A 13,196-nucleotide genomic window follows, 5' to 3' on the forward strand; every position below is an offset into this window, starting at 1 on the left:
GGGCTATCATTCAAGAATGATAGATTCACCGTCAGGAGAAAAAGATTTGATATTTTTGGCGACGACGGTATCTGAAGTATTTGCGTAGCAATAAACGCATTTGTGTGGGCATGTATTATATTGCCCTATATCTTTGCTTATTATACAACCACACTCGTTTCTTTGTCCTTGGTCTTTTAAATTTTTTTCTTTAGCCACATGTTCGAATAAACTTAACTGGCTATTTGTGTCCATCCCGAAGAGTTTAAGAATATCCGGATGGTTGTTTGTTATTTTTAAGATAAGACTATCATCGATACATTTGTTGTGTTGGATACCAAATTCCGACAAATCGATACTTTCGCCGCAAGTAAATGCTGGCATGCCCCAGCCAGAACAAAGACTGGATATTCCAGACGACAGGTGTTCAATATCTGATAAAGTAAAGTCTTTATGGATGATATTTTGCCGTTTCAAATTATTTTGAACCTTTTTGTAGTTACAAACGTCTGCAAAACTGAAAACAAGCCTTGATGTATAGCCGTGCAAGATGTCTCCAACGTTTTTTATTTTCTTGAGGAGTTTGTTTGCGTCGATAGATTTTGTAAGAATAAGCGGATCAAATCTCCATATTACTCGGTCTGGGCCAATTTTTTCAGAAATGGTTTTAAACGTTTCAACTCGTGAAGCTAATGGAGGAACACTTGGTTCTAAATTTTCTTCCTCATAGTCGTTTACTGTGAAGTGGATATAATATCCAATTTCATTTTCTTCAAGGATATGAAGGTAGGGTAAAAGAGGTTTTGGATTTTTACTCCAAAAAATAACAGCACGTACATTTTTATAAGATATGAACTGTGACCTTCTGTTGAAAGGGTTAATCCATTTTGAATAACCAGCTTTTAGACGATTGAAGAACCACTTGGAATAAAAGGCAGGAATATCTGTTGATCGACTTGCAGAGATTATTTCCGGGGCAATGGCACTTGCCGTCAGATCATTAATTGTTATCTGATCTTTTCGCCATTCCATTTAGTCATTCCTTGTCAAACGCCTTACGGCGAAGTTGACATATCTCTGCTTTAAAATAGGCCATCTATTCATTGCTGTGCAATCATTTTTGCAGCTTTTTCCATTCTCAATAAAATTTGGACACAGATTGAGAGTTGAATTAATGGTATTTTCTATATCCAATGTATAGTCAAAGCCGTTTACAACTCTGACAAGTCCTTCGTCAGGATTGGTCGCCGTTATATATTTTTCGAGGTCATCCTCACAGGAGTAGTTATGTCTTGCCATTATGGTAGTTATGATTTTTTTTAATCTGCTCCAGTCATAGTTTAGAGCTTGCTCGTCTTGCATTAATGAGCAAACGACGGCAATTCTTTTGCGTTCAAAATTTGTTGATTCAATTGCTTTGACTAACTTTCCAAAAACTTCTGGGTGAAGATCGCTGATAGATTTGGGAAAAACAATTACGTTATAGTCATAGTCTCCAGAATTCAGATTATCTAATTTTGCTATGTCATCATTTATGATGCGAAATTTTTCGTTTCTAAGAGAGTCAGTGTATTCCCATGTATTTATGTCGTATCCAGTGTACGATGTTGTTGTCTTGAAGTCATTAATTTGTTCTTTGGCGATGAAATGGTATCCCCAGTAGTCAATGCCACATCCACATCCTATAGACAAAATATCTAAGTCGTTATGTGGTAAGAAATTAAAATTCAGAAGTTTTTGATACATCAAATAATATTCTGCAAGATAAGCTGGGAAATATTTCAGCATATAATACATTCGTACTAAATGATTTCCGTAATCAGGGCTTGCGCCACCTGCAAATGAAAATTTTTTCAGTTCGCATAACCCGTCAGATTCTTTTGCAGCAATTTGAAAATCAGAATATACCGCCTCAAGCTTATTTTTGATAAAACGTTTCATGTGTTTCTTCCTCTATCAATGACTCTTAATCCATTGTTGTTATGGTGATTTATCAGCCTTCAGAAAGTTCACTCCAGAAAATATTCGTTTCCTTTTTATTAAAAAAACGTGCTGAGCCTGAAATACTGTTTCCTTTTAGACGCCTTTCTCTTCACTTCCATCCATTGAAAAGCCTGCGACTTCGGCTCAAGCCGAGCCACAGTCTATCAGATGTCCTTATTCGAGAAATTTTCACCGTGTTAAGGCTAAGGCATATTTAATATTTGTTTTTTAATTTAAAATTTATAAATATTCAAGTATAAAAATGGACATGCCTTGATTCTCATCATGACGATAACGACACGAATTCGCTGAGTAGTAAGATAATCACTAGCACTTTATTTTCACTGCCCAGATTTCTCGTTGTTTTGAGACGGCTGCCTTTGGTAGGCCATTTTAGCCTTGATCTATTTCGTACCCTTATGTGTTGGCTCCTATATGTAATTTTGTGAGCTGGCTCGCGGGGGCACGTCAAGAATCTTGACTAAAGCAAACGGCCGGTCGGCATTTCGCCGACCGGCCGTCATCGTTCTTGATTCACGCCCTTGGCGGGCCGCCTCAGCCCTTCTTCACTCCCTCCGCGATGCGGTCGCCGAGGGTCTTGTCGACGTTGCGCCAGTATTCGAAGGCGCGCTGCAGCACCGGCTCGGTGACGCCCTTCTTCAGGTGGCCCACGATGTTGGAGACCAGGCGGTCGCGCGCGGCGTCGTCCAGGACCTTGCGCACCATGGTCCCGGCCTGGCCGAAGTCGTCGTCGTCCTTGCGCTTGGTGTAGGCCGCGCGCACGAACTCGCCGCTGGCGCCCCAGACCTCGACCTGCGGGTAGCGCTCGCCGTCCGCCTTGGGGCCGCCCTTGGAGTTGGGCGCGTACACGGGGTCGGAGACGTTCTGCACGCGCATGGCGCCGTCCTTGCTGTAGCTGTGCACCGGCGCCTTGGGCCGGTTCACCGGGATCTGCCTGTAGTTCACGCCCAGGCGCGCGCGGTGGGCGTCGGCGTAGGAGAAGAGGCGGGCCAGAAGCATCTTGTCCGGGCTCGGGCCGATGCCGGGCACCAGGTTGTTGGGCTCGAAGGCCGCCTGCTCGATCTCGGTGTGGAAGTCGGTCGGGTTGCGCGTGAGCGTGAGCCTGCCGACCTCGTGCAGGGGGTAGTCGGCGTGCGGCCAGACCTTGGTCAGGTCGAAGGGGTTGAAGCGGTAGGTCTCGGCCTCGGCAAAGGGCATGATCTGCATCTTCAGCGTCCAACTCGGATAGTCGCCGCGCTTGATGGCCTCGAAGAGGTCGCGGCGGTGGTAGTCCGAGTCCTCGCCAGCGATGCGGTCGGCGTCGGCCTGGGTCAGGAACTCGATGCCCTGGTCGGTCTTGAAGTGGTACTTGACCCAGAAGCGCTCGCCCTTGGCGTTGACCCACATGTAGGTGTGGCTGGAGTAGCCGTTCATGTGCCGCCAGGTCTTGGGGATGCCGCGGTCGCCCATGAGCCAGGTGACCTGGTGCGCCGACTCGGGCGAGAGGGTCCAGAAGTCCCACTGCATGTCGTGGTCGCGCAGCCCGCTGTCCGCGCGGCGCTTCTGCGAGCGGATGAAGTGCTGGAACTTCATGGGGTCGCGCATGAAGAAGACGGGCGTGTTGTTGCCCACCATGTCGTAGTTGCCCTCGGTGGTGTAGAACTTGAGGGCGAAGCCGCGCGGGTCGCGCCAGGTGTCCGGGCTGCCGCGCTCGCCCGCCACGGTGGAGAAGCGGATCAGGGTGTCGGTCTTGGTGCCCGGCTGGAACACGGCGGCCTTGGTGTAGGCGCTCACGTCCCTGGTGACCTCGAAGTGGCCGAAGGCGCCCGAGCCCTTGGCGTGCGGCTGGCGCTCGGGGATGCGCTCGCGGTTGAAGTTGGCCATCTGCTCGATGAGGTAGTGGTCCTGGAGCAGAATGGGACCGTCCGGCCCCACGGTGAGCGAGAACTCGTCGCTCGCCACCGGAATACCGGCGTCGGTCGTCGTCGGCTTGCGCTTGTCGTCTGCCATGATCCTCTCCTCCCGATACGGTTTGTCTCTCGGCAATATCCCGAGATGACAGGATTTTTTGATACTTATGGAGAATCATACTCCATTTCGAGGAGCAGGGTCAAACGACGAGCCGGTCATGCGGGAAGTTTTTCGGCCCGGGGACGGGCGGATCGCGGAAAAGGGCTGCGCGGCGGGTTTTTCGGACCGAAAAAAAAGGCCTGGAGTCCCGGGCCGGCCCCGCGGCGGAGCATCGGACCAGGGTTTCGCACGATCAGGCATTCACACGACGGCCCGCCGGGCATAGAGTGGCCGGAAATCGGCAATCTCCACGGGCCTGGGCCCGCCACGCCGCGATACGGAAGGAGGACGCGCAATGACGCTCGAACGACGCAGACTTGGAACGCAGGGGCTCGCGGTCTCGGCCGTGGGGCTCGGCTGCATGGGCATGAGCCAGTCCTACGGACCGGCGGACGAGGACGAGTGCATCGCCACGCTGCACCGGGCCATCGAGCTCGGCTGCGACTTTTTCGACACGGCCGAGGTCTACGGGCCGTTCGCCAACGAGGAGCTGCTCGGCAAGGCCTTCCACGACCGGCGCGACAAGGTGACCATCGCCACCAAGATCGGCTTCCGCATCGAGGGCGGCAAGCGCGTCGCCGGGCTCGACAGCCGTCCCGAGCACATCCGCGAGGCCGTCGAGGGATCGCTCAAGCGGCTTCGCACCGACCGCATCGACCTGCTCTACCAGCACCGCGTGGACCCGGCCGTGCCCATGGAGGAGGTGGCCGGGACCGTGGGCGAGCTGGTGCGCCAGGGCAAGGTGCGCTACTTCGGCCTGTCCGAGGCGGGCGTGGCCAACATCCGCCGGGCGCACGCCGTGCATCCGGTCTCCGTGGTGCAGAGCGAGTATTCGCTGTGGGAGCGCAACATGGAACAGGAGGTGCTCCCGGCCATGCGCGGGCTCGGCATCGGCCTCGTGCCCTTCGCCCCGCTCGGCCGCGGCTTCCTGACCGGCACGGCCAAACGCGCCGAGGACTACCCGGAGGACGACTTCCGCCGCACGGACCCGCGCTACGTGGGCGGGAACTTCGACGCCAACATGGCCGCCGCCGGGAAGGTGCGGGAGATAGCCGCGGCCGCGGGCGTGAAGCCCGGGCAGATCGCCCTCGCCTGGATCCTGCACAAGGGCGAGGACATCGTGCCCATCCCCGGAACCAAGCACCGCGCCTACCTCGAGGAGAACGTGGCCGCGGCCTCCATCCGCCTCGACGCGGCGCAGCTCGCGGCGCTGGACGCGGCCCTGCCCCCCGGCACCGTCCAGGGCGAGCGCTACACCCCCCAGATGATGGCCACGGTGGACCGCTAGGCCCTCCTTTCCCAAAAGAGCCGCATGCAGAAGGCCGCCCGGGCGTCTCGCCCGGGCGGCCTTCTCGTCGTCGCCGACGCCCTGGGCCTAGCGCAACTCCAAGAGGCGCAGGACGTCGTCCGTGGACGCGGTCTCGCCCAGGCGGGGGAAGATGCGCGCGACGCTGTTCGCGTGCGCCTCGGGGTCGCGGTCGGTCATGGCGTCCGTGACCAGGGCCACGTTGTAGCCCAGGTCGTAGGCGCTGCGCGCCGTGGACTCCACGCCCACGCTGGTGGAGATGCCGCAGAGCACGACCTGGGTCGCGCCGAGCCCGCGCAGCATCTCGTCCAGCGAGGAGCCGAGGAAGGCGCCCCAGCACTGCTTGGTGACGCGCAGGTCGCCCGGCTGTACTGCAAGCTCCGGCACGAGCTCGAACCACTTGGGGTCGGAGGGCAGCTGCCCGGCCGGGGCCTCGGTGCGGCCCGGCGCGCGGGCCGTGACGTTGACCAGGACCACGGGCAGGCCGCGCGCCCGGAAGGCCTCGGCGAGCCGCGCCGCGCGGGCTACGATCTCCTCTGCCGGATCGGCCGTGGGCATGGCCGTGATGCCGTTTTGCAGGTCCACGACGATGAGGGCCGCGACGCGGTCCAGCTTGGTGATGGGCATGGTTTCTCCTTTGCTGTCGTCCTTCCCGGACAGCGCGGGCGCTGCGGCCGGGAACCCCGGCCGGGCGGACGACGCCCCCCGGTTTCTCGAATCCGCTGTTGGAAATTCCCACCCTAATACAGTACTGGATGTTCAACCATCCCCCGCGCCTTTGCGGGGCCGGGCCCGCGCGCAAGGAGGGAGAGCATGGGCGGCTTCAGGATCGAGACGGACGGCATGGGCGAGGTCGAGGTCCCGGCGGACAGGCTGTGGGGCGCGCAGACGCAGCGCTCCCTCGAGTATTTCAGCATCGGGCGCGACCTCATGCCGCGCGAGATGATCGCTGCCTACGCGGTCCTGAAGCGGGCCTGCGCCACGGCCAACCACGCGGGCGGGCGGCTGGACGGCGAGAGGTCCGGCCTGATCGTCCGGGTCTGCGACGAGCTGCTCGCGGGCGAGCACGCCGACATGTTCCCCCTGCACGTCTGGATGACGGGCAGCGGGACCCAGTTCAACATGAACGTCAACGAGGTCGTCTCCAACCGCTGCTGCCAGATCGCGGGCACGCCGCTCGGCAGCAAGGCCCCGGTGCACCCGAACGACCACGTGAACATGTCGCAGTCCACCAACGACAACTTTCCCTCGGCCATGAACATCGCCGCGGCGACGGGCGTGACCGGCCGCCTCCTGCCCGCCGTGGCCGCGCTGCGCGACGCGGTGGCCGAAAAGGCCGCAGAGTGGGACGCGATCGTCAAGATCGGCCGCACCCACATGCAGGACGCCACCCCCCTGACGCTGGGCCAGGAATGGTCCGGCTATGCGGCCATGCTCACGGACGGCCTCGCGCGCATCGAGGACGCCCTGGAAGGGGTCTACCTCCTGGCGCTCGGCGGCACGGCCGTGGGCACCGGGATCAACGCCGCGCCCGGCTTCGGCGAGGCCGCCGCGGCGGAGATCGCGGCCCTCACCGGGCTGCCCTTCTCGAGCGCCCCGAACAAGTTCGCCGTCCAGGGCGCGCACGACGCGCTGGTGCACCTCTCCGGCGCGCTGCGCACCCTGGCCGTCTCCCTGTACAAGATCGCCAACGACATCCGGCTGCTCTCCTGCGGCCCGCGGGCGGGCTTCGCCGAGCTGTCCATCCCCGGGAACGAGCCAGGCTCCTCGATCATGCCCGGCAAGGTCAACCCGACCCAGGTGGAGGCCCTGACCATGCTCGCGGTCCAGGTCATGGCCAACGACGTGGCCGTGGGCTTCGGCGGCGCGTCCGGCTACCTGGAGATGAACGTCTACAAGCCCCTGATCATCGCCAACGTCATGCAGTCGATCACCCTGCTCGGCGACGGCTGCGTGAACTTCCGCCGCTTCCTGGTCGAGGGTACCCGTCCGAACCTCGCGAAGATCAGGGAATACGTGGACCGCTCGCTGATGCTGGTGACCGCCCTGGCTCCGGTGATCGGCTACGACAAGGCCTCGCGCATCGCCCACCACGCCATGGAGCGCGACCTCACCCTGAAGGAGGCCGCGCTGGACCTCGGCTTCGTCAGCGAGGCCGAGTTCGACCACGTGGTGGACCCCGCCAGGATGGTCAGGCCCTACGTGGCCGGAAAGGACTGAGGCGTGGGCACTGAGGCGCGGGCTGGACGAGAGAGAGAAGATGCCTCCGGCGGCCGGAGGGGGCTGCGCGCCCCCTCTGGACTCCCCTGCGCCAGGCTGAGCCTGGACCCCTTTCGCAGGCGGCACGACTGACGACCGGGCGAACGAGGCCTGGGCGTGCGAGGCCGCAGAACGAATATGCCCGGGATTTTCCCGCGAGCCTCGCTGCGCTCGGACCACGGGAAAATCCCGGGCACGGTTGGCGTCGGGGCCCGATTATCGGGACAGTCTCCCCGAACCCCTCGCCCGTAATCGACCGAATCGGCTGAGACGTCTTTTTCTCCCTCTCCTTTGCCGAGGGTCTTCGCAGGCGCTCGCTGTTTTCGCCATGGGCAAAGGAGATGGTGGCGGACCGGATTTTCGCCGTCCGGCGAAAAAACGGTCCGGTTCTTCCCTGGCCATCCGCGGCGCACGACACCCCACCCCGGCGGCCTTCCACGCCCAGACGGCCCGTGTTCTTTTCCCGGGCGTGCCATGCGCGAAGGGGGTCGAGGCAGAGCCTCGCGCGGGGATGGTCCAGGAAGGGGGCGCGCAGCCCCCTTCCTGGCCGCCGGAGGCATCTTCGTGTCTCTCTTCCCTATTTCCCTGCCGCGCGGGCGCGCTTCTTGGCGAAGGTCTCGCAGCGGACGCCCTCGCCCGCGAGGATGGGCGTGTAGCAGGCGTTGTCCGAGACGCACTCGGCGGGCCTCGTGTCGCCCTCGTGCCAGCGTTTGACGAGCGCGGGCTCGCAGATGAGCGGCCGGGAGAGGGAGATCAGGTCGGCCGCGCCCGAGCGCACCAGCTCCTCGGCGATCTCGTAGGAGCGGATGCCGCCCACGAGGATGAGGGGGATCTTCACGCGCTCCTTGTAGAGCCTCGCGGCCTCGCGGTAGTAGACTTCGTCCTCTGGCCCCTTGATGCGGCCCTTGCGCGCGGGCATGCGCTCCTCGCCCGCGGCGCGGCTGCCGCCCGAGAGCTCCACGGCGTCCACCGAGGCCTCCTCGAGCATGGCGGCCACGGCCGCGGCCTCGGCGGGGGAGAAGCCGCCGGGCACGAAATCCTCGGAATTGAGCTTGGCCAGCACCGGATAGTCCGGCCCCACGGCCGCGCGCACCGCTGCCGCGACCTCGAGGAGCAGGCGCGCGCGGTTCTCCAGCGCGCCGCCGTAGCCGTCCGTGCGGCGGTTCCAGGCCGGGGAGAGGAACTGGCTCAGGAGATAGCCGTGCGCGCCGTGGATCTGCACTGCGTCGATCCCGGCCTTCTTCGCCCTGGCCGCGGCCCGGGCGAAGGCCTGCACCAGGGCGCTCATCCCGGCCTGGTCGAGCTCGGCGCAGGCGGGCTCTCCCTCGCCCTTCGGGGCGCTCGGGCCCACGGCGGGCAGGCCGGAGAGCTGCGCGGCGGCCGCCGCGCCCGCGTGGGCGAGCTGCAGGGCGATCCTGCCGCCCGCCCGGTGCACGGCCGAGGCGAGGGCGGAGAGCCCGGGCAGCATGGCGTCGTCGTGCGCGCCGAGCTGCTTGAAGCCCGCCCGGCCCTCCGGGCTCACGAAGGCGTGGCCCGGGATGACCAGGCCGACCTCGTTTCGCGCAAGCTCGGCCAGGAGCTCGGCCAGGCGCGGGGTGGCCGCGCCGTCGTCCCCGGCCAGCCCCTCCCAGGTGGCGGAGCGCACGAAGCGGTTCTGCAGGGTCATGGACTTCAGGCTGACGGGCTCGAAAAGTTCCGGCATGGCGGTTCTCCGTGTCTCTGCGGCCGTTGCCGCGTGCTGGAAACGGGGGCAAGGCATCTGCCCTTTGTAAGCCGCCCGGCGCATGGCCGCAACAACTGACTCGGGTTTCTGGGGATAGTCCGCGGGCCGCTTGTGCATTTTTTCATCCTCCCCGGGGCGCGATTGACTCCCCCCTGCCGCCTGCGTATCAGCATGGCAAACCCTTACCAGTGGAGGTCGTCATGTTGGATTGGAAGGATTACCGGCAGCAGCTGCTCGCCCGCCTGGGCGAGATGAATTCCCTGTCCCCGGACACCATGAAGGGGCTGAACCTGATGGGCGGGGCAGGGGAGAAGACGAGCCATCTCTCGGCCAAGACCCGCGAGCTCATCGCCCTGGCCGTTGCCGTGACCACGCGCTGCGACGGCTGCATCGCCTTCCACACCATGGAGGCCCGCAAGCACGGCGCGAGCGTGGAGGAAGTGGCCGAGGCCCTGGGCGTGGCCGTGAGCCTGAACGCGGGCGCCGCCATCGTCTACACGGCCCGGGCCCTGGACGCGTTCCAGAACCCCGGCGAGTAGGCAGGCCAAAGGCCCCGAGGCCGCCCCGCGCGCTCCGGCACGGCGGGCGCGGCCGGGCAGGGCGCGACCCTCTTCGGGCCGCGCCCTGCGGCATCGGGGGCTCCCGTGCCGCCTTCCGTTCCTCCCCGGCGCGGACCGGGGAAAAATCATGGTCCCACGTTTTCGTGTGTGGGAGATTCGGCCCGAGATTTGACGGGATTCCGGCGGGCGGTTTCCCAAACGCGGGCGCGTCGGACATGCGGCGGCCCCGCAAAAGCCGACGGCCGCCATGCACGAACGACAACTCCGCAAGCTGAAGCGCCTCTACGCCCTGGCCCTGGCGTGCATCGCCCTGACCATCGTCGCCTCGTCGCTCCTGATGCAGTTCGCCATCCGCCAGAACGCGGGCGACGCCAGGATCATCAACCTTTCCGGCCGCCAGCGCATGCTGAGCCAGCGGCTGACCAAGTGCGCCCTGGGGCTCGAGCTTTCGCCCTCGTCCGAGGAGCGCGGCCGCCTCGCGCGCGAGCTGCGCGAATCCCTGGAGAGCTTCACGGCCGTGCAGGCCGGACTGCAGCACGGCGACGCCCGTCTGCTCCTGCCCGCGCAGCGCCACTCGGACGATATCCGCCGCCTCTTCGCCGAGGTCGAGCCCGCCTACCAGGCCCTGTCTGGCTCGGCCCTGGACCTGCTGCAGGCCCTGGCCGCGCGTCCGGGCGACGGGTCGCCGGGGGAGGATGCCCTGCGCGAGGCCGAGATCAGGGCCTCGGCCTCGGCCATGCTGGCCAACGAGCCGCGCTATCTCGAGCTCATGGACCGCATCACCTTCCGCTTCGACACCGAGGCCCGGACGCGCCTGCAGTCGCTGCAGCGCCTGGAGGGCGTGGTCATGGCCGCGGGGCTCGTGGTGCTGCTCCTCGAGTTCCTGTTCATCTTCCGCCCCTCCCTGGGCCAGCTCACGCGCATGCTGCGTTCACTGCGCGAGAAGGGCGAGGAGCTCGAGGCGTCCAACGCGCGGCTCACGGAGTCGCTCGGGACCTCGCGGCGCCTGGCCGAGCTGGCCAAGGCCGCGGACCAGGCCAAGAGCGAGTTCCTGGCGCGCATGAGCCACGAGATCCGCACCCCGCTGAACGCCGTCATCGGCATGAGCCATCTGGCCCTCAAGACCTCCCTCACGCCCCGCCAGCAGGACTACCTGGACAAGATCCGCCTCTCCTCCACCGCCCTGCTCGGGATCATCAACGACATCCTCGACTTCTCCAAGATCGAGGCAGGCAAGCTCTCCGTGGAGCGCGTGGACTTCGACCTGGACGCGGTGCTCGGCAACGTGGTGGCCATCAACAGCCTGAACGCGGAGGAGAAGGACCTCGAGCTCCTGCTCTGCGTCGGCGACGACGTGCCCCAGGACCTGGTGGGCGATCCCCTGCGCCTGGGGCAGGTGCTGCTCAACCTGGTCAGCAACGCCGTGAAGTTCACGGAGGAGGGGGAGGTCTTCATCGGCGTCAGCCGCCTGAATGGGGCGGATGAAGACGGCGGCGGGGAGGGCGGCGAGGTCCGGCTGCGCTTTTGCGTGCGCGACACCGGCATAGGGCTCACCGGGGAGCAGGCGGAGCGCCTCTTCACCCCCTTCTCCCAGGCGGACGGCTCCATCACCCGGCGCTACGGCGGCACCGGGCTCGGGCTCAGCATCTCGCACCGGCTCGTGGAGCTCATGGGCGGCAGCCTGCGCGTGGAGAGCACGCCGGGCAAGGGCAGCGAGTTCCATTTCACCCTCCGCCTGCCCGTGGCCCGCGCCGCCGCCGCGGCCAAGCCCTGCGGGACGCAGGGCTTGGAGGGCACGCGGGTGCTGGTGGTGGACGACAACGCCACTTCGCGCCAGATCCTCTGCGACAATCTCGCCTCCCTGCGCTTCGTCCCCGTGGCCGCGGCCTCGGGCGAGGAGGCCCTGCATCTGCTCGAGAGCGACGCCGAGGGCTTCGCCGCCGTGCTGCTGGACTGGAAGATGCCGCGCATGGACGGCGCGGCCTGCGCCGCGCGCATCCGGGCCCTGCCCCTGCCCAGGCGGCCGGTGGTCGTCATGGTCACGGCCTACGGCCGCGAGGAGGTGCGGCGCGAGGCCGAGAACGTGGGCGTGGAGGCCTTCCTGGTCAAGCCCGTGAGCCGCTCCGTGCTCTTCAACACCCTGGCCGGGAACCTGGGGGCGGCGGCCGCCGTGCGTCCCGCCGCGGCCCGGGAGGAGGCGGCCGCGGGCGGAGGCGAGGCCCTGCCCGAGGAGTGCAGGGGCGCGCGCGTGCTCGTGGTGGAGGACAACGACATCAACCGCCAGATCGCGCGCGAGCTTCTGGAGGACGCCGGACTCGCGGTGGGGCTCGCCTGCGACGGCGAGGAGGCGCTGCGCATCCTGGGGGCGGAGCACGGGCCGCGCTACGACCTGGTGCTCATGGACATCCAGATGCCGGGCATGGGCGGGCTCGAGGCCGCGCGCCGCATCCGCGGGGAGCTCGGGCTTCGCGCCCTGCCCATCATCGCGGCCACGGCCCACGCACTGACCGAGGACCGCGAGGCGAGCCTGGCCGCGGGCATGAACGACCACGTGAACAAGCCCATCGACCCGGACGAGCTCTTCGCGACGCTTACGCGCTGGCTGCCCGCCTGCGCGGGGACCGGGGAACGGAGGCGGCCCGCGCCCCCCGCGCCCGGGCCCGCCGCCGACCCCATGCCGGAACAGGCCGAGGTGCTGGACGTGCGGCTCGGGCTCTCGCGCGTGCGCGGCAACCGGCCCCTCTACCTGCGGCTCCTGCGCGCCTTCCTGCGCGACCAGTCCGGCTTTCCGCAGATGCTGCGCGAGAAGCTCGCGGCGCGCGACGCGGCCACGGCGCGGCGCCTGATCCATTCGCTCAAGGGCGTGGCCGGGAACATCGGGGCCATGGCGCTGTATGCCGCGGCCGTCGACCTCGAGCTCTGCGTGCGCGAGGACCCCTACGGCTGCCGCCCGCTGGAGCAGGCCGCGGCCGAGGCCTTCGCCCGCACGGCCGAGGCCGTGGCGGCGCATCTGGCGGCGGCGGGGGCGGACGAGACGGCCGCTGAGCCCGGGCAGCCGCCCGTGCCCTCGGCCGAGGCGCTGCAGGGTCCCCTGGCCGAGCTGGCCGGGCTCCTGGCGCAGCACGACACGCGGGCGCTGGACGTCTGGGACTCCCTGGCCTCCGAGCTGGGGCAGGGCGCGCCCGCGGCGGCCCATGCCCTCGGCCGGAGCCTGCGCACGCTGAAGTTCCGCGAGGCCGCGGAGCACCTTGCGGCCCTGCGCGCGGCCCTCGCCGAGCGGGACGTGCCTGCGGACAGCGGGAACGCCCAGGGCTGA

At 64.4% G+C, this 13,196-nt stretch carries 9 protein-coding genes; 4 read left to right on the plus strand and 5 right to left on the minus strand.

Annotated features, from left to right (window positions below):
- Positions 1-6 precede the first annotated feature (6 nt).
- The 3 genes from DSX2_RS17980 to DSX2_RS05785 form a co-directional block, all read right to left on the minus strand.
- Positions 7-1,011, minus strand: a complete 1,005-nt coding sequence (locus tag DSX2_RS17980; RefSeq protein WP_020880223.1) for a DUF1848 domain-containing protein — start codon at positions 1,009-1,011, stop codon at positions 7-9.
- Entirely contained in the window at positions 1,012-1,920 is a 909-nt protein-coding gene (locus DSX2_RS18240) for a hypothetical protein (protein WP_020880224.1), read from the minus strand.
- Between the two features lie 597 nt (positions 1,921-2,517).
- Complete coding sequence (locus DSX2_RS05785; protein WP_020880225.1) at positions 2,518-3,972, minus strand: catalase; 1,455 nt, start codon at positions 3,970-3,972, stop codon at positions 2,518-2,520.
- Between the two features lie 355 nt (positions 3,973-4,327).
- On the opposite strand from DSX2_RS05785, the gene DSX2_RS05790 reads away from it, so the two are divergent.
- Positions 4,328-5,320 carry an aldo/keto reductase gene (locus tag DSX2_RS05790; protein ID WP_020880226.1) on the plus strand — a complete coding sequence of 331 codons (993 nt, stop codon included), beginning with the start codon at positions 4,328-4,330 and terminating at the stop codon, positions 5,318-5,320.
- A gap of 87 nt (positions 5,321-5,407) precedes the next feature.
- On the opposite strand, the gene DSX2_RS05795 is transcribed toward DSX2_RS05790, so the two are convergent.
- Positions 5,408-5,965, minus strand: a complete 558-nt coding sequence (locus DSX2_RS05795; protein ID WP_020880227.1) for a cysteine hydrolase family protein — start codon at positions 5,963-5,965, stop codon at positions 5,408-5,410.
- Between the two features lie 186 nt (positions 5,966-6,151).
- Here DSX2_RS05795 and fumC point away from each other — a divergent pair, with 186 nt between their 5' ends.
- Complete coding sequence (gene fumC / locus DSX2_RS05800) at positions 6,152-7,558, plus strand: class II fumarate hydratase (RefSeq protein WP_020880228.1); 1,407 nt, start codon at positions 6,152-6,154, stop codon at positions 7,556-7,558.
- Between the two features lie 616 nt (positions 7,559-8,174).
- Here fumC and DSX2_RS05805 read toward each other — a convergent pair.
- Positions 8,175-9,299 (minus strand): NADH:flavin oxidoreductase, encoded by a 1,125-nt coding sequence (locus DSX2_RS05805; protein WP_035040934.1) that lies wholly within the window; start codon positions 9,297-9,299, stop codon positions 8,175-8,177.
- Between the two features lie 221 nt (positions 9,300-9,520).
- Between DSX2_RS05805 and DSX2_RS05810 the strand changes: the two genes are divergently transcribed.
- Entirely contained in the window at positions 9,521-9,859 is a 339-nt protein-coding gene (locus tag DSX2_RS05810) for a carboxymuconolactone decarboxylase family protein (RefSeq protein ID WP_020880230.1), read from the plus strand.
- 268 nt (positions 9,860-10,127) lie between these two features.
- Entirely contained in the window at positions 10,128-13,196 is a 3,069-nt protein-coding gene (locus tag DSX2_RS05815; RefSeq protein WP_020880231.1) for a response regulator, read from the plus strand.

Origin of the sequence: Desulfovibrio sp. X2, assembly GCF_000422205.1 — a bacterium.
Lineage (GTDB): Bacteria > Desulfobacterota > Desulfovibrionia > Desulfovibrionales > Desulfovibrionaceae > Alkalidesulfovibrio.